Origin of the sequence: Pararhizobium sp. O133 (assembly GCF_051669845.1) — a bacterium.
Classification (GTDB): Bacteria; Pseudomonadota; Alphaproteobacteria; order Rhizobiales; family Rhizobiaceae; genus Pararhizobium.
On sequence record NZ_CP196426.1, the window covers coordinates 1,296,370 to 1,319,285 of the forward strand.

The 22,916-nt window shown below is 60.3% G+C and carries 25 protein-coding genes and 1 tRNA gene; 17 read left to right on the forward strand and 9 right to left on the reverse strand.

Going from position 1 to position 22,916, the window contains the following annotated elements:
- The first annotated feature begins 103 nt into the window (after positions 1-103).
- From ACST81_RS06025 to ACST81_RS06035, 3 genes are all read left to right on the forward strand, one after another.
- Positions 104-1,282 carry a phosphoserine transaminase gene (locus tag ACST81_RS06025; protein WP_438751936.1) on the forward strand — a complete coding sequence of 393 codons (1,179 nt, stop codon included), beginning with the start codon at positions 104-106 and terminating at the stop codon, positions 1,280-1,282.
- A gap of 73 nt (positions 1,283-1,355) precedes the next feature.
- Positions 1,356-2,951: a phosphoglycerate dehydrogenase gene (gene serA, locus ACST81_RS06030; protein WP_438751937.1), complete on the forward strand. Its 1,596-nt coding sequence runs from the start codon at positions 1,356-1,358 to the stop codon at positions 2,949-2,951.
- A 107-nt stretch (positions 2,952-3,058) separates the two neighbouring features.
- Positions 3,059-3,556, forward strand: coding sequence for a GNAT family N-acetyltransferase (locus tag ACST81_RS06035; protein WP_438751938.1), 498 nt, complete (start codon positions 3,059-3,061; stop codon positions 3,554-3,556).
- Between the two features lie 10 nt (positions 3,557-3,566).
- Here ACST81_RS06035 and ACST81_RS06040 read toward each other — a convergent pair whose 3' ends face one another.
- Positions 3,567-4,451: a DMT family transporter gene (locus ACST81_RS06040; RefSeq protein ID WP_438751939.1), complete on the reverse strand. Its 885-nt coding sequence runs from the start codon at positions 4,449-4,451 to the stop codon at positions 3,567-3,569.
- Between the two features lie 450 nt (positions 4,452-4,901).
- Here ACST81_RS06040 and ACST81_RS06045 point away from each other — a divergent pair, with 450 nt between their 5' ends.
- On the forward strand, positions 4,902-6,200 hold the full coding sequence (locus tag ACST81_RS06045) for an adenylosuccinate synthase (RefSeq protein WP_438751940.1): 1,299 nt from the start codon (positions 4,902-4,904) through the stop codon (positions 6,198-6,200).
- Positions 6,201-6,260: 60 nt separating this feature from the next.
- Positions 6,261-8,669: a hypothetical protein gene (locus ACST81_RS06050; RefSeq protein WP_438751941.1), complete on the forward strand. Its 2,409-nt coding sequence runs from the start codon at positions 6,261-6,263 to the stop codon at positions 8,667-8,669.
- Between the two features lie 73 nt (positions 8,670-8,742).
- On the opposite strand, the gene rpoH is transcribed toward ACST81_RS06050, so the two are convergent.
- The 3 genes from rpoH to ACST81_RS06065 all read right to left on the reverse strand — a co-directional run bounded on the left by rpoH (position 8,743) and on the right by ACST81_RS06065 (position 11,298).
- On the reverse strand, positions 8,743-9,648 hold the full coding sequence (gene rpoH, locus ACST81_RS06055) for an RNA polymerase sigma factor RpoH (RefSeq protein ID WP_438751942.1): 906 nt from the start codon (positions 9,646-9,648) through the stop codon (positions 8,743-8,745).
- Positions 9,649-9,888: 240 nt separating this feature from the next.
- Entirely contained in the window at positions 9,889-10,146 is a 258-nt protein-coding gene (locus ACST81_RS06060; protein ID WP_438751943.1) for a DUF2171 domain-containing protein, read from the reverse strand.
- A 123-nt stretch (positions 10,147-10,269) separates the two neighbouring features.
- Positions 10,270-11,298: an RluA family pseudouridine synthase gene (locus ACST81_RS06065; protein WP_438751944.1), complete on the reverse strand. Its 1,029-nt coding sequence runs from the start codon at positions 11,296-11,298 to the stop codon at positions 10,270-10,272.
- Positions 11,299-11,329: 31 nt separating this feature from the next.
- On the opposite strand from ACST81_RS06065, the gene ACST81_RS06070 reads away from it, so the two are divergent.
- Positions 11,330-11,713: a hypothetical protein gene (locus tag ACST81_RS06070; RefSeq protein ID WP_438751945.1), complete on the forward strand. Its 384-nt coding sequence runs from the start codon at positions 11,330-11,332 to the stop codon at positions 11,711-11,713.
- A 12-nt stretch (positions 11,714-11,725) separates the two neighbouring features.
- Positions 11,726-12,553, forward strand: coding sequence for a TrmH family RNA methyltransferase (locus tag ACST81_RS06075; RefSeq protein WP_438751946.1), 828 nt, complete (start codon positions 11,726-11,728; stop codon positions 12,551-12,553).
- A 12-nt stretch (positions 12,554-12,565) separates the two neighbouring features.
- Here ACST81_RS06075 and ACST81_RS06080 read toward each other — a convergent pair whose 3' ends face one another.
- Entirely contained in the window at positions 12,566-13,771 is a 1,206-nt protein-coding gene (locus tag ACST81_RS06080; RefSeq protein WP_438751947.1) for a hypothetical protein, read from the reverse strand.
- A gap of 168 nt (positions 13,772-13,939) precedes the next feature.
- Positions 13,940-14,530 (reverse strand): DUF1134 domain-containing protein, encoded by a 591-nt coding sequence (locus tag ACST81_RS06085; protein WP_438751948.1) that lies wholly within the window; start codon positions 14,528-14,530, stop codon positions 13,940-13,942.
- Positions 14,531-14,805: 275 nt separating this feature from the next.
- On the opposite strand from ACST81_RS06085, the gene chpT reads away from it, so the two are divergent.
- Complete coding sequence (gene chpT / locus ACST81_RS06090) at positions 14,806-15,453, forward strand: histidine phosphotransferase ChpT (protein WP_438751949.1); 648 nt, start codon at positions 14,806-14,808, stop codon at positions 15,451-15,453.
- A gap of 111 nt (positions 15,454-15,564) precedes the next feature.
- Positions 15,565-15,927: a response regulator gene (locus tag ACST81_RS06095; protein ID WP_325462203.1), complete on the forward strand. Its 363-nt coding sequence runs from the start codon at positions 15,565-15,567 to the stop codon at positions 15,925-15,927.
- Between the two features lie 242 nt (positions 15,928-16,169).
- Here the strand turns inward: ACST81_RS06095 and ctrA are convergent, their stop codons facing one another.
- Positions 16,170-16,868, reverse strand: coding sequence for a response regulator transcription factor CtrA (gene ctrA, locus ACST81_RS06100; RefSeq protein WP_037163974.1), 699 nt, complete (start codon positions 16,866-16,868; stop codon positions 16,170-16,172).
- 440 nt (positions 16,869-17,308) lie between these two features.
- Here ctrA and ACST81_RS06105 point away from each other — a divergent pair, with 440 nt between their 5' ends.
- Positions 17,309-17,659 carry a flagellar export protein FliJ gene (locus ACST81_RS06105; RefSeq protein WP_438751950.1) on the forward strand — a complete coding sequence of 117 codons (351 nt, stop codon included), beginning with the start codon at positions 17,309-17,311 and terminating at the stop codon, positions 17,657-17,659.
- A 99-nt stretch (positions 17,660-17,758) separates the two neighbouring features.
- On the opposite strand, the gene ACST81_RS06110 is transcribed toward ACST81_RS06105, so the two are convergent.
- Complete coding sequence (locus ACST81_RS06110) at positions 17,759-18,040, reverse strand: GNAT family N-acetyltransferase (RefSeq protein WP_438751951.1); 282 nt, start codon at positions 18,038-18,040, stop codon at positions 17,759-17,761.
- A 112-nt stretch (positions 18,041-18,152) separates the two neighbouring features.
- Here ACST81_RS06110 and ACST81_RS06115 point away from each other — a divergent pair, with 112 nt between their 5' ends.
- Complete coding sequence (locus tag ACST81_RS06115; protein WP_438751952.1) at positions 18,153-18,602, forward strand: paraquat-inducible protein A; 450 nt, start codon at positions 18,153-18,155, stop codon at positions 18,600-18,602.
- A 37-nt stretch (positions 18,603-18,639) separates the two neighbouring features.
- On the opposite strand, the gene sciP is transcribed toward ACST81_RS06115, so the two are convergent.
- Positions 18,640-18,915, reverse strand: a complete 276-nt coding sequence (sciP, locus tag ACST81_RS06120) for a CtrA inhibitor SciP (protein ID WP_004430042.1) — start codon at positions 18,913-18,915, stop codon at positions 18,640-18,642.
- A gap of 504 nt (positions 18,916-19,419) precedes the next feature.
- Between sciP and ACST81_RS06125 the strand changes: the two genes are divergently transcribed.
- From ACST81_RS06125 to ACST81_RS06150, 6 genes are all read left to right on the forward strand, one after another.
- Positions 19,420-20,166 (forward strand): helix-turn-helix transcriptional regulator, encoded by a 747-nt coding sequence (locus ACST81_RS06125; protein ID WP_438751953.1) that lies wholly within the window; start codon positions 19,420-19,422, stop codon positions 20,164-20,166.
- A 195-nt stretch (positions 20,167-20,361) separates the two neighbouring features.
- Positions 20,362-21,558, forward strand: coding sequence for a tRNA 2-thiouridine(34) synthase MnmA (gene mnmA / locus ACST81_RS06130; RefSeq protein ID WP_438751954.1), 1,197 nt, complete (start codon positions 20,362-20,364; stop codon positions 21,556-21,558).
- Positions 21,559-21,726: 168 nt separating this feature from the next.
- Positions 21,727-21,803 (forward strand) — tRNA-Met (locus tag ACST81_RS06135).
- A 110-nt stretch (positions 21,804-21,913) separates the two neighbouring features.
- Positions 21,914-22,243, forward strand: a complete 330-nt coding sequence (locus ACST81_RS06140; RefSeq protein WP_438751956.1) for a hypothetical protein — start codon at positions 21,914-21,916, stop codon at positions 22,241-22,243.
- 75 nt (positions 22,244-22,318) lie between these two features.
- Positions 22,319-22,645 (forward strand): hypothetical protein, encoded by a 327-nt coding sequence (locus ACST81_RS06145; protein WP_438751957.1) that lies wholly within the window; start codon positions 22,319-22,321, stop codon positions 22,643-22,645.
- A 6-nt stretch (positions 22,646-22,651) separates the two neighbouring features.
- The gene (locus ACST81_RS06150; RefSeq protein WP_438751958.1) at positions 22,652-22,831 is read left to right on the forward strand and encodes a hypothetical protein; all 180 of its coding nucleotides are present in this window, start codon (positions 22,652-22,654) and stop codon (positions 22,829-22,831) included.
- Positions 22,832-22,916 lie beyond the last annotated feature (85 nt).

A 22,916-nucleotide genomic window follows, 5' to 3' on the forward strand; every position in this document is an offset into this window, starting at 1 on the left:
AGCAGCGACATAAGTTTCTTGACTTCCTTCCGGTCGCGCCATATTCACGGCGGCAGGCCACCTCTCCCTAACGAGAGGCTTTCTATCTGGAAGGATAGCTCAGATGACGACCCCTGCGACGCCGGAATTGCGCCCGGCGAACACTCATTTTTCTTCTGGTCCTTGCTCGAAGCGTCCCGGTTGGTCGCTCGAAGCGCTCTCCGATGCAGCCCTCGGCCGCTCGCATCGCGCCAAGGTTGGCAAGAGCAAGCTCAAGCAAGCCATCGATCTCACCCGTGAAGTCCTGAACGTGCCGGCGGAGTACCGCATCGGCATCGTGCCCGCTTCCGACACCGGCGCCGTTGAAATGGCGCTCTGGTCGCTGCTCGGCCCGCGTGGCGTCGACATGGTCGCCTGGGAAAGCTTCGGTTCCGGCTGGGTTTCCGATGTCGTCAAGGCGTTGAAACTCCCCGACACCCGCAAGTTCGTTGCCGATTACGGCAAGATCGTCGATTTCACAAAGGTCGATTTCGACCGTGACGTCGTCTTTACCTGGAACGGCACGACTTCGGGTGTGCGTGTTGCCAACGCCGACTTCATCCCGTCAGATCGCAAGGGTCTGACCATCTGCGACGCAACATCCGCCGCCTTCGCGCAGGATCTCGATTTCGCCAAGCTCGATGTCGTCACCTTCTCCTGGCAGAAGGTTCTGGGCGGCGAGGGCGCGCATGGTATCCTGATCCTCAGCCCACGCGCCGTCGAGCGCCTGGAAAGCTACGAGCCAGCCTGGCCGCTGCCGAAGATCTTCCGCATGACCAAGGGCGGCAAGATCATCGAAGGTATCTTCCAGGGCGAAACGATCAACACGCCGTCGATGCTCTGCGTCGAGGACTATATCGATGCGCTTAACTGGGCGAAGTCGCTCGGTGGCCTGAAGGCCCTGATCGCCCGCGCCGATGCCAATGCGCAGGCCATCCAGGATTTCGTTGCAAAGACCGACTGGATCGCCAACCTGGCGGTCGATCCGGCGACGCAGTCGAACACTTCGGTTTGCCTGAAGATCGTCGACCCGCAGGTCGCGGCACTCGATGCCGCCGGACAGGATGCCTTTGCCAAGGGCATGGTCGCGCTGCTCGAAAAGCAGGGCGTCGCCCATGACATCGGCGCCTACCGTGATGCTCCCTCGGGTTTCCGCATCTGGGCTGGCGCGACGATCGAAACGTCCGACATCAAGGCGCTGATGCCATGGTTCGACTGGGCGTTCGCGATGCAGAAGGCTACGCTTTCGCAGGCCGCGGCCTGATCGGCTTTCGACCGCGCTGATCGGCGCGGTCCCATCATCCTTTCCATTTTGACGAAACTCATGGAGGCCTCTCATGGCACCTCGCGTACTCGTATCTGATGAACTTTCCGAAACCGCCGTCCAGATTTTCCGTGATCGCGGCGTGGACGTCGATTTCCAGCCGAAACTCGGCAAGGACAAGGACAAGCTCGCCGAAATCATCGGCAATTATGATGGCCTTGCCATCCGCTCCGCCACCAAGGCGACCGAGAAGCTGATCGCCGCCGCGACCAACCTCAAGGTCATCGGCCGCGCCGGCATCGGTGTCGACAATGTCGATATCCCGGCCGCCTCGCGCCGCGGTATCATTGTCATGAACACGCCGTTCGGCAACTCGATCACCACGGCCGAGCACGCCATCGCGCTGATCTTCGCCGTTGCCCGCCAGTTGCCGCAGGCCGACGCCTCGACGCAGGCCGGCAAGTGGGAGAAGTCCAAGTTCATGGGTGTCGAAATCACCGGCAAGACGCTTGGTGTCATCGGCGCCGGCAATATCGGCGGTATCGTCTGTGCGCGTGCCATCGGTCTGAAGATGCATGTCGTCGCCTATGACCCGTTTCTGTCGAAGGAACGGGCCGAGGAAATGGGTGTCGTCAAGGTCGAACTCGACGAACTGCTGGCCCAGGCCGATTTCATCACCCTGCATGTTCCGATGACCGACAAGACGCGCGGCATCCTGAGCCGCGAAGCGCTCGCCAAGACCAAGCCGGGCGTGCGCATCATCAACTGCGCCCGTGGTGGTCTGGTCGACGAGCAGGCGCTGGCCGACGCCATCAAGTCCGGCCACGTCGCCGGCGCCGGTTTCGACGTGTTCGAGGTCGAGCCTGCGACGGAAAGCCCGCTGTTCGGCCTGCCGAATGTCGTCTGCACCCCGCATCTTGGTGCATCGACCACGGAAGCGCAGGAAAATGTCGCCCTGCAGGTTGCCGAGCAGATGTCGGATTACCTGATCAAGGGTGCCGTTTCCAACGCCATCAACATGCCTTCGATCACCGCCGAGGAAGCACCTCTCCTGAAGCCGTTCATCAAGCTTGCGGACGTTCTCGGCGCCTTCGTCGGCCAGGTCACGGAAAGCGCGATCAAGGAAATCGAAATCCTCTATGACGGCGCGACCGCCGGCATGAACACGCGGGCCTTGACCAGTGCCGCGCTCGCCGGCCTGATCCGCGCCCAGGTGGCCGACGTCAACATGGTTTCGGCACCGGTAATGATCAAGGAAAAGGGCATCATCCTCTCCGAGGTCAAGCGCGACAAGTCCGGTGTGTTCGACGGCTACATCAAGCTGACGGTGACCACCGAGAACCAGACACGCTCGGTCGCGGGCACGGTGTTTTCGGACGGCAAGCCGCGCTTCATCCAGATCAAGGATATCAACCTTGATGCCGACGTCGGCAACCACATGGTCTACATCACCAACACCGACGTTCCCGGCATGATCGGCTTCATCGGCATGACCTTGGGTGATGCCGGCGTCAACATCGCCAACTTCCAGCTCGGCCGCCACAATGCCGGCGCGGATGCCATCGCGCTTCTCTATGTCGACGGCGCGGTGTCGGAAACGGTGCTCGACAAGCTGCGTGCCAACCCGGCCATCCGCGCCGCCAAGCCGCTGGTGTTCAACGTCGACTGACGCCCGACGCAAACCGCAATTCAAAGGCTATGCCGTGTTTTCGCAGGGCATAGCCTTTGCTCGTTTTCGCTGTGCGCGATCCAGCCAGCAGGTCTCGGTTCATTTTCATGACCAGTTTCACATTCCGAAATGCCCGGCTGGAAGACCTTGATGGCGTCTTGTCCGTACAAGCGGTGGTTTTTCCCGCGTTTCAGGAGGGTAGGGCGACGTTCTCGGAGCGGCTACAGCTTTATCCGGACGGTTTTTTCGTCGTCGAGGAAGACAGCCTTATCAAGGGATATCTGGTCTCCTATCCGTTTCAGCGCCTGAACCCACCGCCGCTCGATACGCTGATCGGCTCGGTTTCACCGGATAGCGACGCCTATTACGTTCACGACCTGTCGCTTCTGCCGGAAATGCGCGGACGAGGGGCTGCGGTCGCAATGGTGGAGGCCATGACATCCGTGGCCCGAAGGGCGAATTTCGCGACAATGGGGCTGATCGCCGTGGGTGGCGCCGATATTTTCTGGCGCCGCTTCGGTTTTGCCCCGGTATTCGCCGAGGCGCTGGAACCGCGGCTTCGCGCTTATGGGGCCGAGGCTGTCTACATGGAGCGGCCTCTCTGACCGCCCGCGTTCAGCTTTTCGGCCGTCCCTTTTCGGCGACGGCAATGCCGCCGAGTACCAGCGCCATGGCGATGATGTGGAACGTCTGCAGCGTCTCTCCGATGAGGAGGATCGACAGCAGCGTTCCAAAGATCGGGATGGTGTTGATGAAAAGCCCGGCCCGGTTGGGCCCGATCAGTTCGACGCCGCGCACGTAAAGAATCTGCGACACCAGCGATGGCAGGAGGCCGGCATAGGCGACGATCATCCAGCCTTCCGCATCCGGCCAGATGACCCGGTCCGTCGCCATCTCCCAGCCGACCAGCGGCAGGCTGCTGACCAGCGCGCCGAAAGCGGAAATGGCGATCAGGCTTTTCCAGTGGATATCGGGCTTGAAGCGCAGCGCCACGGTATAGCCGGCATAGACCAATACGGCGAACATCATCAGCACATCACCCTGGTTGAGCTGCAGCGACAGCAGCGTGGTGAGATCGCCATGCGAGGCAGTCAGCGCCACGCCGAACAGCGTCAGCGTGAAGCCGGCGATCTGCGCCATCGAAAAGGCCGTGCGGAACAGCACATAATTCATGACGAAGATCACCATCGGGATACCGGCCTGTTCGATGACGGCATTGATGGCGCTGGTATATTGCAGGGCGGAATAGAGAAAGGCGTTGAAGGCGGTGAAGCCGACGATGCCATAGCCGAACAGCAGCAGCCAGCTCTTTCGGATCGTCGGCCAGTCGCGGCGCACCTGGGGCGCGGCGAAGATCAACAGCACGACGCAGGCGATGACCCAGCGCAGGCTGGTCAGCATCATCGGGCTGACATGGCCTACGGCCATTTTGCCAGCGACCGAGTTTCCACCCCAGATCAACGTGGTGATGCAGAGAATGACATAGGCTTGTAAGTTCACGGGGATTGCATTCCTGGGCGAGGCACTTGAGCCGATGAAGAAGATGGTTTCTTGCGGTCCCATCAATTCATCGTGGCATCGCATCGTGAGCCGCATTGAATCAATCTGAAGCGCAGATGGCAATGGATATTATATGGGTTTGCCTGAAACATGGTCCAGCGGGCGCCTCATGAGACTTTCGGCTATTCCCGAATGCCCTCGGCTTGCGCTATCAGGCACCCGCGTTCTGAATAATCAGCGCCCCAGACCCGTTTAAGGGAGGGAGACTCTTCAACGCTTGTCTTGGTCAATCACCGATCTACCTCATTGTTGCCGCTTAAACGCGGCATTTCCCATGCAAAAACCCGGAAACCCGGTCTAAACAGGGTCGCTTTCCAAAAAACAAAACAGTATAGATGCGCGGGTTTGAAGACAGCGCATGACTGGCGCCAAGGAAACAGGAAATCTGAAATGACGAATGTCGTGGTGGTCGGATCGCAATGGGGTGATGAGGGCAAGGGCAAGATTGTCGATTGGCTCTCCGAGCGTGCCGATATCGTCGTACGCTTCCAGGGCGGCCACAATGCCGGCCACACCCTCGTGATCGACGGCACCAGCTACAAGCTCTCCCTCCTGCCTTCGGGCGTCGTGCGCCCGGGCAAGCTTGCCGTGATCGGCAATGGCGTGGTCATCGATCCGCATGCGCTGATCGCCGAAATCGAGAAACTCGACAAGCAGGGCGTCACCATCACCCCGGAAAACCTGCGCATCGCCGACAATGCCACGCTGATCCTGTCGCTGCACCGCGAGCTGGACGGTATTCGCGAGGACGCCGCCTCCAACAGCGGCACCAAGATCGGCACGACGCGCCGCGGTATCGGCCCGGCCTATGAAGACAAGGTCGGCCGCCGCGCCATCCGTGTCATGGACCTCGCCGATCTCGACACGCTGCCGGCCAAGGTCGATCGCCTGCTGACGCATCACAACGCATTGCGCCGTGGCCTAGGCGAAGCCGAAGTCAGCCACGAGGCGATCATGGAGGAACTGTCTTCGGTCGCCGCCCGCGTCCTGCCCTTCATGGAAACCGTCTGGCTGCTGCTCGATCGCCAGCGCCGCAAGGGCGCGCGCATCCTGTTCGAAGGCGCGCAGGGCACGCTGCTCGACATCGACCACGGCACCTATCCCTTCGTCACCTCATCCAACACGGTGGCGGGTCAGGCTGCGGCCGGTTCTGGCATGGGTCCGGGCGCGCTCGGCTATATCCTCGGCATCACCAAGGCCTACACGACCCGCGTCGGCGAAGGTCCGTTCCCGACCGAGCTGTTTGACGAAATCGGCCAGTTTCTCGGCGAGAAGGGCCATGAATTCGGCACGGTCACGGGCCGCAAGCGCCGTTGCGGCTGGTTCGATGCGGCGCTGGTGCGCCAGTCGGTCGCCACCAACGGCATCACCGGTATCGCGCTCACCAAGCTCGACGTGCTCGATGGCCTCGACGAACTGAAGATCTGCGTCGGCTATACGCTGGATGGTGTCGAGATCGATCACCTGCCGGCGAGCCAGGCCCAGCAGGCCCAGGCGAAGCCTGTCTACATCACCCTCGAAGGCTGGAAAGAGTCCACCGTCGGCGCCCGCAGCTGGGCCGATCTGCCGGCACAGGCGATCAAATATGTCCGCCAGGTCGAAGAGCTGATCGGCGCGCCGGTGGCCCTGCTTTCGACCAGCCCGGAGCGTGATGACACGATACTTGTGACGGACCCGTTTGAGGACTAGTCTTCAACCTTGAGACTAGGCAGTTTGGCGTGCGCGCGCTGATGGTATGAGAAAGTTCTGATGGCAGATTTTGTCGCTGTTATTCGAAGGACCGTTGACGGTCTGTCGGACAATGTTCCTGAGATGCGGGCCAAGGTCTATGACAAGGCCCGTGGCGCCGTTCGCCGTCAGCTGGAAAGCATGAAGCCGCGTCCGTCGGACGAAATGATCGAACGCCAGATGATCAAGCTGGAGGCGGCGATCAACGAAGTCGAGAGCGATAATGCGGAAGCGTTGCCGGCTCTCGACGAACCGCAGGTCGATCCGGCCCCCGAGGTCGTTGATGTCGAGGAATATGTTGCTCCCGAGCCGGAGGCCGATCCCGTCGTGGAAGCGGCGCCCGTCGCCGAGGAAACTCCGGTTGGCGAAGAGCAGCCGGTAGAAGAACCGCGGCCCGAGCCTGTCGAGCATCACGAACCCGTCAAAGAATACCAGGAACCCGCTGTCGATACGTCGGAGGAGGCGTCCGAACCGGTTGTTGTCGAAGAGGCTGCAGATCACACGCAGCATGACGTCGCAGCTGATCCGATCGACGAGCCTGAACAGGCATATGTTGAGGAGCCCCAGCTCGAGCCGGGACCTGAACATGGGACCGCACCGGAAGAGCAACGCCACGAGGTGGTTGCCGAGCCGGAGGTCTTCCATCATCATGAACCTGAGCCTGTCGTCGAGACAGGCAGCGAAGCCGTCCAGGACGAGGCTGCTCCCGAACCAGTCGAACCGGGACCCGTCGAGCCGGAGACGGTCCAACCAGAACAGACCGCTCAGGAGACGGTCGAAGCCAGGCCCATGCCGTCGGCAGCATCGGAATGGGAACTGCCGGAATGGAGCGATCCGGTGCCTGCCACGGCCCATACGGAAACCGTCTGGGAAGAGCCTGTTGATTCCGCTGCGATCGTCGACGAGATTCCCGACCTGAGCAATTACGAACCGGTCGAAACCGTCACGCCGCTCAGCAGCGACGCCGAGGGCAAGGAACACGCGCCGGGCGATCCCTCGCATTCCTGGGCCTGGGACGACAGCGATCCCTTCGCGCAGGCAACGCCGGGTGCGGCCGTCGAGGGCTCCGAGCCGGCCATTTCCGACTGGTCCTGGCCTGTCGAGAAGACGGTCGCCGCGGCTGAACCGGATCGGCAAAAACCTGCGCCGGCCAGTGACGGCTGGGGCGATATCGACGAACTGCTGGAACATGGCCGCAACGCTGCACCCGCGGCCGGTGCTGCGGTCGGCGGTGCTGCCGCGTCACAGACGGCAAGAGCAGATACTGCCGCGACCCTCCAGGACGAAATGGAAGTGCCGGCACGTCCGGTGTCTTACCGCGTCGAGCCGAAGCGTTCACGCCTCAACCTGAAGGCCCTTGGGCTGGCTGCCGGTCTTGTCCTCATTCTCGGCGGCGGTGCCTATGCCTATTGGCAGAACCAGACGGTCGTAAATGCGTGGGTCACGGAAACGGTCGCGTCGGTCACGTCGCAGGCTCCGATCCAGACGACGCCGGACACGCCCGCCGAAGGCACGAAGGACCTTTCGAACCCGGCGCAGACAGATACGCAGACCCCGACGCCTGCGACCAACGCAGTGGCATCGGCAGACAGCAGCACCAAGTTCACGCAGCGTCTCCAGCAGGACGGCACGGAGATCGATGAAGGGCCGGCTGCGGTGCCGGCCGGCGAAAGCACAGCCGAGGAAGGCAAATCGGTCGCCGCCCAGACGGAAGCCGGGACGCCGCCACAGGATACCGCACAGGCCACGCCAGCAACGCCCGACGGTCAGGCAACCGGCACACAGCCGACCGATGGCCAGCCGGTGCAGCCCGTTCCGGGCCAGCAGACCACGGCCGATCCAGCAGTCCAGCAGATCCCTGCCGGTGCCCAGAAGATGTTCCTTTACGAGGAGCGGCTCGGCCAGTCGGCGCCGACGGCGATCGAAGGCAATGTCGTCTGGTCGGTGAAGGAAGAATCCCCGGGCGGCGATGCCAAGCCGGAACCAACCATCCAGGCGCAGATCAATGTGCCCGAACGCGGCCTGACGGCGCTGATGACGATCAAGCGCAATGCCGATTCTTCGCTGCCGGCGAGCCATGTCATCGAATTCGTCTTCTCGCTGCCGGAGAATTTCGAAGGCGGCAGTATCGACAGTGTCCAGCGTGTCGCGATGAAGCGGAACGAGCAGGATCGCGGCGATGCGCTGATCGCGGTCCCGGCCAAGATCACCGAAGACTTCCACATGATCGCGCTGAACGATTTCCCGGAAGCGGTGGCGACCAATACCGATCTGTTGCGCACGCGCAGTTGGATCGACATTCCGCTGACCTATCGCAACGGCCGCCGTGCGCTTCTCACTCTTGAAAAGGGGCCGGCGGGAACGGAAGCCTTCACCAAGGCGATGCAGGCCTGGAGCCTTGTAGCAAAGCCGACACCGGCCGTTCAGTAATCCGGCACAGACACGATAAACCCGGCTGGAGCGATCCAGCCGGGTTTATTATTGTGAACCGATACGGTGGCCGTCAGGCATCTTCAACGACGCGCAGCGCGTTCAGGCGATCCTGGGCAGCCTTTCGGACAGCATCCTGAACCTTCTCGAAGGCCCGTACCTCGATCTGGCGGACGCGCTCGCGGCTGATGTCGAATTCACTCGACAGGTCTTCAAGCGTCACCGGATCCTCGGTCAGGCGGCGGGCCTCGAAGATGCGGCGTTCGCGGTCATTCAGCACCTTCATCGCGTTGGACAGAAGGCTGCGTCGGCTTTCCAGTTCGTCCTGCTCGATCAGGATATCTTCCTGGCTGTCGTGATCATCCACCAGCCAGTCTTGCCACTGGCCGGACTCACCTTCGCCCGCCTTGATCGGCGCATTCAGCGAGGCGTCGCCGGACAGGCGCTGGTTCATCGAAATGACCTCTGCTTCCGAGACTTTCAGGGTCGTCGCGATCTGCGTGACCTGTTCGGGCTTCAGGTCACCCTCGTCGAGAGCCTGGATCTTGCCCTTTAGCCGGCGCAGGTTGAAGAACAGCCGCTTCTGGTTTGCGGTCGTTCCCATTTTGACCAGTGACCAGGAGCGCAGGATATATTCCTGGATCGAGGCCTTGATCCACCACATGGCATAGGTCGCCAGACGAAAACCACGTTCCGGATCGAACTTCTTGACGGCCTGCATCAGGCCGACATTACCTTCCGAGACGACTTCGCCGATCGGCAGGCCATAGCCGCGATAGCCCATAGCGATCTTCGCCACGAGGCGCAGATGGCTGGTGACGAGCTGGTGTGCCGCCTTGCGGTCGTCATGCTCTTGATAGCGCTTGGCGAGCATGTACTCTTCCTGCGGCTCGAGCATGGGAAATTTGCGGATTTCGTCGAGATAACGATTGAGACCGCCTTCTCCGGCTGTAATAGACGGCAACGTACTGCGGGCCATGATGCACCCCCCTTTCGCTTTCCGGCTTCCTTCTGGCAGGCCGGGCTTGTGGGTCTATCCGACCCCACATGCTCATAGATAAGTGCGGCGAAAGCATGATTCAAGAACTCCGGTTTCACGCTTGCGTGAGACCAGAGAAGCAAAATGCTCAGGGTGGGTTACACCGTGTAGATTGTGTCCGCCCTTGAAATATCAAGAGCGGAAATGCTGTTTACGACCGTTTTGCCGCTTTTGTCGCAGTCAGTGAATGGGAGAGCCGCTTTCTTCCTCTTCCGCGGAAACAACGTCGGCGCTGTTGGCCGTCAACCGCACACGGTTGTTGTAGATGCTTTCAACGAGATCCAGTTCGATGAAATGGTGATGACCTTCATGGCCCGCACCGCTATCCTTCTTGGTCAGCTTGATCCTGCTGCCTTCGACGCGATCGACGGTGCCGACATGCAGGCCATCCGCGCTGATGATTTCCGCATGTTCCTTGATCTGGCTGGCATCAAACATGATTTTCTCCTCTACTCTGGATCTGTGCAACGCGTGAGACCGGAAAAGGATGCATCGGTCCGCAAAATCCGGTCATCGTGACGGCGAATGACCGGGTGTATTGTTTGCGGCGCTCGCCATGCTTCAATCACCGCTACGCAGGGCCTCGACCAGTTCCTTCATGTCGGCGGGCACGGGGGATTCGAAATGCATGGTCTCGCCGGTCGCCGGATGCTCGAAGGCCAGCATGAAGGCATGCAGGGCCTGCCGTGGGAACCGGTTGACGACAGCCTTGGCTTCGTCCGGCAGCAGATTGGCCTTGGTCCGGAACGCGGCTCCATAGTCCGTATCGCCGATCAGCGGATGACCGATATGGGCCATGTGGACACGGATCTGATGGGTGCGGCCGGTTTCAAGGTTGCAGCGGACCATGGCGGCCAGTGCTGTCGAATCCGGCCTTTCATGATAGCGCTCGATCACCTGGTAATGGGTGATCGCTTCGCGGGCGTCGTCATCACCCTCGCGTTTGACGGCTCGCTTGATCCGGTCACCGGCGCGGCCGAGCGGTGCATCGATCGTGCCCTTCAGGCCACGTGGGCGGCCCCAGACGACGGCCATATAGGCGCGCTCCAGGGGGCCGGTGCGGCCGTGGTCGGCGAACTGGTCGGAAAGGTGGCGGTGGGCAATGTCGTTCTTGGCGACGACCATTACGCCGCTCGTATCCTTGTCAAGACGGTGGACGATGCCGGGCCGCTTGACGCCACCAATGCCGGACAGGCTGTCGCCACAATGGTGGATCAGCGCGTTGACCAGCGTGCCGGTCCAGTTGCCGGCGCCGGGATGGACGACCAGGCCTGGCGGCTTGACGAGAACGATGACATCGTCGTCCTCGTAGAGCACGTCGAGGGGAATGTCCTCACCCTTGGGTTCGGGATCCTCAGGTTCGGGCATGCCGATCTCGAAGACGTCGCCGGGTTGGACCTTCTTCTTGCCTTCGGTGACGACCTTGCCGTTGATGGAGACCTCGCCCTGCTCGATCAAGCTCTTGATACGGTTGCGGGAAAACTCGCCGCCAAGCGCCTCTGTGAGGAAGGCATCAATGCGACCGGCCGCGTCCTCGTTTGCCGTGAGGACTTTCCTAATCGCCGAGGCTTGTTTAAAGGGGTCGTTCATTCTTCATTCCATTCCGCAGGTAAGGCCAACAATGTCCAATCAGAAGCCAGTCGAACAGGAAGACAAGCCGCTCGATCCGGTGATGGAGAACGTGCGCCGCAAGATGATCAAGCTGCAGCTGGTCTCGGCCGGTGTGATGGTTGTGATGCTTATGGTCGTGCTTTCGGCGATTGTCTACAAGCTAACGCGTCCAGGCAAGGTGGACACGGTGCAATCGGCCTCTGTTGCCGTGCCGAGCGATGCACCATTGGCGGCAACCGCGGCGCTACCCGCCGGCTTCGAAGTATCCGATGTCGCCCTGTCAGGCGGCCAGATCCTGTTCTACGGCTTGGTTCCCGGCGGCGAACGCAAGGCGATTGTATTCGACATCGCCGCCGGTCGCATCGTCGCGGATGTGTCCGTCAAGGCAAACTGAGGCTTCGGTCCTGTGGCCAGCGTTCCCGTTCGCATCAATGACCCAGCCGATCCGCGCATCGCGGGTTTCGTCTCGATCAAGGAGCGGGATTTGACTGGTCGGCATGGCCTGTTCATTGCCGAAGGAACGGTGGTGCTGCGCATGCTGGCGGCTGCGGATGGGGCAGTGCAGGGTATTCGGGCGGAGGCGATCCTGCTGCTTGAAAACCGGGTCGAAGGCGTTGCAGCCGTCCTGGCGGATTTTCCCGGTTCTGTTCCGGTCTATGTCGCCAATGCTGCCGTCTTCGACGCCATCGCCGGGTTCAACATGCATCGCGGCGTGCTGGCGCTGGGGAGCCGGGATCAGGCGTCGCGAATGGATGAACTTGTCGGCGGTCTGCCCGAAAAGAGCCTGGTGCTTGCCGCCTGTGGCATCTCCAATCATGACAATATGGGATCGATGTTCCGCAATGCCGCGGCCTTCGGCGTCGATGCGGTGCTGATGGACGAGACCAGTTGCGATCCAATGTATCGCAAGGCGATCCGCGTTTCGGTCGGGTCTGTTCTCTCGGTTCCTTTCGCGCGCGAGGGCTCGGTGACGGCGCTGGTCGGGCGCCTGCAGGCGGACGGTTTTTCGATCTGGGGCCTGTCACCGCGCGGACAGACGGATCTTCATGATATTCCGCCCGCGCCGCGCACGGCACTGTTGGTTGGCACGGAAGGCGAGGGGCTGCCGCAGCATATCCTGTCGTCGATCCGCACCGCACGCATTCGCCAGAAGCCGGGGCTCGACAGCCTGAATGTGGCGACGGCGACGGGAATCGCGCTGCATCAGGTGGCGATGATCAACGGACACATCTGAGCGGCCAAGCGCTTATCGCTGGTCGGGTGGCAGCATGTCGCGGCTGCGCCTGGCGAGGCTGATGCCGGCGCCACTATTGGTCTCCTTCGCCATTTTCAGCAATGCGGGGATCGGCGATCCAGAACCTTCGTGGGCGGCCGTCAGCATCACCATGGTCGCTGCGATATCGGCAATCTCCTCGCGGATCGCATCATCATGCACGTCATTTGTCGAATGGGTCAGCCGGTCGGCAAGGACGGCGGCGCGATTGCGCACATATTCGGTCGATACCGTCAGGTCGACAGCTGCCGCCTGGATGGTCATGTCGTCTGTCTTCATGCTGTCGGGTGTCACGGTTGCTGCTTGCTGTTCTGCCGAGCTGTCGGTCGGCGCCGGCTTCTTGTCCCTGCGGGTCGGCACTGTCAGGCCGGCGGCGCGCAGGGCCTTGGATGCGTCGCGCAGGTCCGTGCCGGATTCCTTGACCTTAGCCTTCAGGCGCTCGATCTCGGCTGCCCGGCGTTCGAGGAAACTGTCCTTATCGGCATTGCTGGCGATTTCCCTGCCAAGCTTGGCGTCCAACTGGCGAAGGCGGGTTCCGTCCCGGGCCAGCCGTGCCTCCAGTTCCCGGTTCTTGGCGCTTTCGGTTTTCAGGTCCTCGCGCAGTGTTTCGCGTTCGTCACGCAGGCCGGCCATGCGGCTTTTCAGGTTCTCCGCCTCCGCGTTATAGGCCGCGACATCGATCCGGAGGCTGTCGGTCTCGGCTGAGACGTGATCGAGCTGCCGCGTCAGCGTCTTGATGTCGATGCCCTTCTTGACATTGTCGCGCTCGAGATCGGCCAGCGTCGCTTTCAACCGCTCGATATTCAGCTCCTGCTGGCGTGCCGTCGAACGCAGGTCGGCGGCCTCGACATTCATGTCGGCCAATTGCGTGTGGAGATCGGCGTTTTCGCCGGCGACGCGTTGTGCTTCCTTCTGGATCGCACCGTTCTGCACAAGGAGATTGACGTTCTTGTCGCGCTCGCGTTTCAGCGCCTGGCTGGTGCGGGCATTTTCAGCGGCATAGCCGGCGCGGGCCGCATCCTTCTGCGCGCGCACTTCCTGGGGCGACAGCGGCATGGTTGCCTTGAGGCGGTCTTCGGCGAACCGAGTGATGCGCTTGTGCACGGCGGGCGCGACCAGCAGGCCAAGGATCACCGCCGTCAGGAAGCCCAGGGCAAACAAAAGTGCGAATTCAATCACGGACTGGCCATTTCACTTCGAAGCACGCAGCATGCTCTGGTCTCGGTTCGGATCCGTCCGTCCGAGGGTAGACGGCAGAGGCGCTTCAAGTATTCGCGAACGCGGCTTTTTTGCAAGACGCGACGGCATCGAAAAGGCCTGGAAGCAGGATAACGGAGTGTTTCCCGCTCAGAAAGGGTTCCAGGTCGGCTGCTGGGTGAGCTTGAGATAGCCGACATTGATGCCGAGCCGCGCACCGATGCCGGTACGGATCGGCACCAGCACGATATGCTCGTCGGTCAGAACCGTCATGCCGACGCCGGCGACCACATAGGCCGAACCCGAGACACCGCCGAAGCGTTTGTACAGCGCAGGCACGGACGGCAGGTTATAGACCAGCATCATCGTCCGGCTGCCTTGGCCACCCCAGTCGATGCCGAGCGAGGGGCCCTGCCAGAACACGTTGTGCTGGCCGGCGTTCTTGGTATAGAGGTCGCCTTCGCCGTAGGTGAGGCCGGCCACGAATGCACCAGAGCCTTCCTGTCCGAGGATATAGCCGTTCGGCAGGCCGTAATTCTGGAAAGCCCGCTCCACGACCTTGGCAAGGCCCCCGGATGTCGATCCGAAAAAGCCGTGGCCGGCATCGACGATTTCCTGCATCGTGTACTGCGTGCCGTTGGCGCTCTGCGCACTTGCGCCAGTCATCAGGCCGAGGGCGGCCAGAACAATGACGAACGCTTGCAGGCAGGTGGTTTTCACGGCTGAGGCAATCCGCTGCATACTTGTCTCCGTAAAGTCAGGAGCGACCGGGATGGATGTCCGCGGGCTGTTTTCCTGTCCCGTACCAGATTGTCACGGGTTGGGCTGATTGTGAGCAATTTGAACCGATCATCTTAACAATCGGTTTACCAAATGTGGTGTCATTATGATCTTCGCCTTGACGCTATGTCCGCGCAATGTTCGCGGGCTACAGCAGGCTGGGCAAAGATCGCGGCACGCTGCCTGATATCGCTGGATAAGCCGAAGCCGGATGAAAGGCTATTGAGGAAACGACCATGGGAAAGAACCCGAACCTGACCTTGACCGGTCCCGATCTCGCAGCGCTTCTGTGCAGCCGCGTATGCCACGACGTCATTTCGCCGGTCGGCGCCATCAACAACGGACTTGAACTGCTGGACGAGGGCGGCGCCGATGCCGACGCCATGGACCTGATCCGCACCAGTGCTCTGAATGCCTCGGTCCGGCTGAAATTTGCCCGCCTGGCATTCGGCGCGTCCGGCTCGGTCGGCGCCTCGATCGATACCGGCGAAGCTGAAAAGGCCGCGAAGGATTTCGCCTCGGTCGAAAAGAAGACAGAAGTGACCTGGACCGGGCCGCGCGTCATCATTGCCAAGAACCGCGTCAAGCTGCTGCTCAATCTGTTCCTGATCGCCTACGGCGCCATCCCGCGTGGCGGCTCGATCGAGGTCATCCTGGAAAATCCGGAATATGACGCGGTCTTCAAGCTGGTCTGCAAGGGCCGGATGATGCGGGTTCCGCCGAAGCTGGTCGAGCTTTTGTCCGGCACTCTGGAAGAGGCGGTCGATGCCCACACCATCCAGCCGTACTACACCGTGCTGCTCGCGGAAGAGGCCGGCATGGACGTCGAGGTTAGCTCCACGCCTGAGGAAATTCTTTTCACGGCGAAGATGACTGAAGCCTGAGCTGGAGATAATTCGACTTTTCGTTCCCTCGGTAACTGAATCTTTGCCAAACCGGCATACGGTTGTTGATAGGGAATGAACTCCCGCTTAGGTATAAAGAAGGAGCCTCGGATGCAACGCTTGATGATTGCCGATGATTCAGATGTCGTACGCAAGGTCGGAAAGCGCATCCTCTCCGGGTTGAATTTCCTGGTATCCGAGGCGGCCAACGGCCTGGAAGCGCTGGTGCGTTGCGAGGCCGAACTTCCCAATATTATCATCGTCGATGCCGGCCTCGATGGCGCGCTCGAACTGATCGCCAACATTCGCAATCTGCCCAACGGCAAGACCGTGCGCATCTATTATTGCGTCGTCGAAGCTGACCTGAAGAAGATGATGGCCGGCAAGCGCGCCGGCGCCGACGACTTCCTGCTGAAGCCGTTCGATCGCAAGATCCTGACCAGCGTGTTCGGCGCCCTGTCGATCGCCGCCTGATCCCTCGATACCCATCCGGATTTCACTAGTGAGCCGCTGCCTCCCGGGCCGTGGCTTTTTTCGTGTTCCAGGACGAGGTTCCGCCAAGCCGGACGTGCACACAAACGGTTAAGGCATAGGCTGAAAACGCGAAAGCCCGCCAACATCGGCGGGCTTTGACGAAATTCTCGGCGGTATCGGCCGTGGCATCCCTGCATTATGCGGGATGGAGGAACACCAGCGGCTTGAATGCCGAAGCTGGATCAGGCGCTTTCCGCGAAATCGCCTTCCGGCTCGCGCAGCACATAGCCGCGGCCCCAGACGGTTTCGATGTAGTTGGCGCCGCCGGCGGCATTGGCCAGCTTCTTGCGAAGCTTGCAGATGAAGACGTCGATGATCTTCAGTTCCGGCTCGTCCATGCCGCCATAAAGGTGGTTGAGGAACATTTCCTTGGTGAGGGTCGTGCCCTTGCGGAGCGAAAGCAGCTCCAGCATCTGGTATTCCTTGCCCGTCAGGTGAACGCGCTGGCCACCGACTTCGACGGTCTTGGCATCGAGGTTGACGATCAGTTCGCCGGTCGAGATGACCGACTGCGCATGCCCCTTGGAACGGCGCACGATCGCGTGGATGCGAGCAACCAGTTCGTCCTTGTGGAACGGCTTGGTCATGTAGTCGTCGGCGCCGAAGCCCAGGCCGCGAACCTTGTCCTCGATGCCGGCCATGCCGGAGAGGATGAGGATCGGCGTCTTGACCTTGGAAAGGCGCAGCGTTCTCAAGACTTCATAGCCGGACATGTCGGGCAAGTTGAGATCGAGCAGAATGATGTCGTAGTCATAGAGCTTGCCGAGATCGACGCCCTCTTCACCGAGATCGGTGGTATAAACGTTAAAACTTTCCGACTTGAGCATCAATTCGATGCTCTGCGCTGTCGCGCTGTCGTCTTCGATGAGTAGAACCCGCATAATTGTCCCCTTTTCCGCCGCCGAAAGGTGTTGATGGCCCCCTTACGCGATACGGATCCAGTCGTTGCCTGATTTGGAGGCTGCCACGAAATGGTTAACAAATTCTGATTCACTCTGGCAAGTCCGCAGAATTCGTTAAATATTTTTCGCAGTCCTCTGTTTTTCCACGTGAATCCGGAATGAAATTCTTAACGCAGAACATTAAGAAATTCGGTTATCTGACTCATCTGACTCAATCTATGACGAACCTCAAATTTAACGTCCGGCATTTACTGACCCTTAAATGATCGTCCCTATGATTAACGATGCCCGTAAACGAAAGGTTACCAGCGGTAGGATTTTGTTAAGATCGCTGTAATTTTTTTCATTTTCCGACGCCGTAAGGTCGGTTGGACGGGTCAAATCAGTAACCGGGGTCTCGCATCACGGGAGTATTGCGTATGAAGTCACGTGAGAGCCTTGTTCGCCTGAAGGAATTTCAGGTGAAGGAGAAACAGCGTCAGTTGAGCCAGCTTCAACTGATGATGTCCGAATTTGAGCGGATGACCAAGGAATTGGAAAACCAGATCACGTTCGAAGAGAAGAAGTCGGGGATTTCCGATCCCGCCCACTTCGCCTATCCGACGTTTGCCAAGGCTGCCCGGCAGCGGGCCGACAATCTGCAGGTCTCGGTTCGGGAACTGAAGATTCAGCAGGATGCGGCGGAACTGGCGCTGGAAGAGGTTCAGGCGGAATTCGCCAAGGCCGCGGCGCTCGAAGAGCGTGACAGCAGCGTTCGCATGCGCGCCTAGGCGCGTTTGGGAATTGCGAAAGCCAAAGGCCCTTCTCACGGACTTGTCTCAAGTCCGTGAGAAGGGCCTTCAGCATTTAGGCCAGCTTGTCTACCTTCGTCAGGCTTGAATAACGTCCTGCCAGTCGGGATGGCGCAGGACCTGGGCGCGCATGAACGGGCAGAGCGGGATGATCTTCCAGCCGCCCTTGCGCGCTTCCTCGATGGCGTGCGCGGCCAGCGCCTGGCCGACGCCCTTGCCGCGCAGCGCATCGGGGACGCCGGTATGATCGATGATGATCAGGTTGGGCGATGTCCGGGAATAGGTCATTTCACCGGTATGGCCCTCGACCGTTGTGCTGTAGCGGCCGTGTGAGCCGGTTTCCGATTTTTCGATCTCCATCGCATCTCTCCATCTGCTGGCGCGGACCCGGTTGTTTCATGCCGGGCATGCGCCACTGTGCAAAGACCGGGAAGGTGGTATGTAATCCTGCTTGCAACAGAAGACATGATTCATGCGCCTCGTCACACCGATTTTCCTGGTTCTCTCGACGTTTTTCCTGGCGCTCGGCCTGGTCCTGCCGTTGGTGCGGTTCGAGAAGCTGATCTTCTTCAATGAGACGCCTTCGCTTCTGGGAATCGTCTGGGCGCTGTGGGAGAAGGACAATGCACTTCTCGCGGTGATCGTCGCGCTTTTTTCCATCGTGTTTCCATTTGCAAAGCTGATCGCGATCGCGTTTGAAGCGACAGTGCCGACGGATGATGCTTGGGCAAACGGCATCATCGCGCGTCTGATGCCCATTCTCGGCAAATGGTCGATGATGGATGTGATGCTGGTGGCGCTCGTCATCTTCGCCGCCAAGACGAGCGGCATGGCGCAGGCTTTCACCCAGCCGGGGCTGTGGTTCTATGCCGGATCGGCGATCCTGACGGGGCTCTTGCAGATGCGGCTGCGGCCGCATTGAGTGCGGCCGCTCTGGTCTTGCAAATCTGACGGGAAAACTAGTGGCGGTACTGCTGGATGCGGGTCGTGCGAAGACCGGCAAGGCCGTGGTCGCTGATGGAGGACTGCCAGGACAGGAATTCTTCGACGGTCAGGGTATAGCGTTCACAGGCTTCTTCCAGGCTCAGAAGCCCACCGCGAACGGCGGCGACGACTTCAGCCTTGCGGCGGATAACCCAGCGACGGGTATTGGCCGGGGGCAGGTCTGCAATTGTCAAAGGGCTGCCATCGGGTCCGATGACATATTTCACGCGGGGTCGTATCATTTCGGTCATTGGACTCTCTACACATACTCAAGACCATGTGGGCTCAACTTACCCTGCCACATTTAACATTTGCCTAAACGCGCGGTAACAATTTGCTCATAATTTGAGAGACTTCGGGGATCTGCACGAATCATGGGCCGATTCCGCGGCCCGCTTATCATCGGGCTCGTCCCGAGCAAGGGGCGTCCCGATCCCGCGCGCATTTTTACAACTGCTGATACCGTAGAGCGGGCGCCTGCATAGGAGCCATGCAAATATAACGATTCAATTTGCCTAAAATTTTTGCTATAGATGCATGGTAATTGAGCATAAGCGTCATATTGATGGCCCGGAATGCTCTCATTGCGCCACTTTATTTCAATGCCACGGCCATTTTGCTTCGATTGTGTCCTTCCGGGCACTTTCGGAGTTTTGCCAGTGGCGGATTTAAGCGTGTTGCTTCTGAAAAAAAGCCGGGATGAGATTTTTTTGAGGAGCCGGCATTTCTGATCCGGCAATTTGGTGATCAAAAATATGAAAGACCCTGACAAGCTGGCCTTGCGAAGCGAGGCTTATGCTGATTTCCTTTCCGGTATGACCAGTTCGACAGTCCAGACGGAGTACGAGGTCCTTCATCTGATGCGCCAGTGCACGGCGCAGTTCGGCTTCACTCACTTCATGATCGCGCGAATCCCCTTCGGTGAGCAGCAGCGCTTTGCCGAACGCCTGGTGTTGTCGAGCTGGCCGTCCGAACTGGTGCGCCAGTATGATACGGCGACGGTCTTTCATGCGAGTACGCTGGTGGAGCGGCTGCGTCATACCAAGCTGCCGATCTTCGGCGAGACCGTGGCCTTATTGAGCGCTCCTGCGACCGAAACGGCCGCTTCGATGGAAGGTCTGCTCGCCGACTATCCGCTGCGAAACACCTTTGCGGTCATGCTGCACACAACCTATGGCGAGGCCTTTGCCGTTCTTCTTTCCGGCGCCCGCTCGGAGCCCGATAGGGCAGAAGCGGCGGATCTCTGTTTCACCCTGCTGCAACTGTTCGAAACGCTGGAGCGGACCTTCGAGGTCGGCTCGTCAGCCCGCGACAAGCTGTCGACCCGCGAGATCGAATGTCTGCGCTGGGCGGCGGCCGGCAAGAGCAGCGACGAGATCGCCATCATTCTCGGCATTTCCGTCTATACGGTCTCCAGCTATTTCAAAACCGCGACCCGCAAGCTCGATTCCGTCAATCGCATGCAGGCAATCGCCCGCGCCATGCGCATGAAGCTGATCTGAATTCTGTTTTCGATCTTGGCGCGGCTTTGACGGTACTCTTGTCCCCATCCATGCAACTTTCTATATAGCGGCCTTGCGACGCCCAATAAAAACCTGCCCGCTTCGCTGCGGCGTTGGCCGTTTGCAGGAAACAGGGTATGGTCGCGCGCAAATGCCCGAAACCCGCCGATGGACCGGAATGCCGGATTGGATGCCGTGAACAGTCTCGATTTTGATCGCAAGCCCGAAGATACGCGCGTCGTCGTTGCCATGTCCGGCGGCGTCGATAGCTCCGTCGTGGCCGGTATCCTGAAGCGCGAGGGCTATGATGTCCTCGGCATTACCCTTCAGCTTTACGATCATGGCGCCGCGGTGCACCGTGCAGGCTCCTGCTGCGCTGGCCAGGACATCGACGATGCCCGCCGTGTTTGCGAAGTGCTGGGCATTCCGCATTACGTGCTCGACTATGAACAGCGCTTCCGCGAAACCGTGATCAATCCCTTCGCCGAAAGCTATGTCGCCGGCGAAACGCCGATCCCCTGCGTTGCTTGCAACCAGACCGTCAAGTTCGCTGACCTGCTGGCCACTGCACGCGATCTCGGCGCCGATGCGCTGGCGACCGGCCATTATATTCGTTCGAAGGCCAATCCGCAGCCGGGTGCCCCAGCCCGTCGCGCGCTGTTTCGCCCGACCGATGCCGATCGCGACCAGAGCTATTTCCTCTTTGCGACGACGCAGGAGCAGATCGACTATCTGCGCTTCCCGCTCGGCAACCTGACCAAGGCGGAAACCCGGCAGCTTGCCGAAGACATGGGCCTCGTCGTCGCCAAGAAGGCCGACAGCCAGGACATCTGCTTCGTGCCGCAGGGAAAATATGCAGATATCATCAACAAGCTGAAGCCGAATGCGTCGCTGGCTGGCGATATCGTCCATCTCGACGGTCGCGTGCTCGGCAGCCATGACGGCATCCTGCATTATACGATCGGCCAGCGCCGCGGCATCGGCGTCGCCACCGGCGAGCCGCTCTATGTCGTGCATCTCGACGCTCGTTCGCGTCGCGTCATTGTCGGCCCGAAGGAAGCACTGGAAACCCGCCGCGTCTATCTGCGCGACATCAACTGGCTGGGCGACGGTGACATTCATGATGCGGCGAAGGACGGCTTTGCCTGTTTCGCCAAGGTTCGTTCCACCCGCCAGCCGGCTCCGGCCATCCTGCGCGCCGATGCCTCCGGCATCTCGGTCGAGCTTCTGGAAGGCGAGGCGGGCGTCGCGCCCGGACAGGCCTGCGCACTCTATTCCGGCATCGGCGAGGACGCCCGCGTCTACGGCGGCGGCTTCATCCTGCGCTCGGAGCGGGAAGCGGCGGCTGAAGCCGCGCTGAAGGATCTGCTGCAGGGTGTCGTCGCGGCTTGAATGGTTACGGGCAGGGCGCATGTGGCACCCATCTCCCGGCCTTCTCCACCGGCTTTGGAAAACTTCCGCTTTTTTGAAACGGCTCGGCTTGACACCGGCACGAACCGCACCTTATAAGCCGCCCACCGATGACAAAGACGGCGGCCACGGCCAGCGTCGAAGTCCGATGGCGGGGTAGCTCAGGTGGTTAGAGCAGCGGAATCATAATCCGCGTGTCGGGGGTTCGAGTCCCTCTCCCGCTACCATTTTTCCTTAGTTGCGTCCAAACGATCAGTCGAGCGACTATTTCGGCCTCGATGTACGGTAAGCCGCATACCGCCTTGCCCAACGCTATTGTTTGTCCGACATTATCGTCATGATCGACTGGACTTATGTGCAATCCCATTTCGACTGGCTTGGCCATATCGTGGAGGCTCTCATCATGGCTGGCTTCGTCGGGCTGGCGGCCATGGCGCTCTATGAAAGGCGTATTGCCATCTTGATAGGGCTCGCCTTTGCGGGCGGCCATTTTCATGGGCGTGAAAAGCGGGACTACGAGATCAGTGTCGATATGCCGCCGCCGCATCTGGATGGATATCTGATGTGGCGGTGGTCATGGGATCAGATGACGGATTTCTGGCCGGCTGCTTTCGTGGTTCTCGTGCTTTCAATCCTGCTTTACAGGCGGTGGTTCCCAGTGCCCTAGACAGGCGAAATTCCCTTCTTTCGGGAACATCTTCATCCCTCGTGCGTTGCAGTGCAACCAACGAAGGAGAAAAACATGGCCGAAGCCACGACCAACAAGGAAATCGAATCTCTGCGCGCCGAGGTCTCACGTTTGACCAAGATCGTAACCGCCCAAGGGGCCCAGGCTTTCTCCGATGTGCGCCATGGCGCCGCCAATGTCGTCGATGCCGCAACGCCGGCGGCCAAGAAGGCGGCGGAAGTTGCTAGGGCCGAGGGAAGCGCGATTGCACAAACGGCGCGCGAGCATCCGGCGGCGACCGGTAGCGTGCTGTTCGTGGCGGCTGCGATCGGGCTTGGCATCGGTTACATTCTCGGCGCCGCCTCACAGCCTGAACCGACCATTCGCCGGCGTTACTGGTAATGCCCCATGACGGAACCCCGGCTGAAACCTAGGCAGAAACGCGGCGAGCCTTATTCTCTCGAGGAGTTTCGGCGGAAATACGGTTTGAGCGAAGAGGAGGCGCGTACGCTCCATGAGCGCTTTGGGCCGTCGTCCATCGAACTCGATCTGCTGATGCTCGCAAAAGGTAAGCCACCTGTGCAGTGACGGGAACCAAACTGTTACTCGTGCATTTACCCCTCATCGAAGCGAAAGCCCCCTCAGCGCTTCGACATTACCGATGCCATTGCCC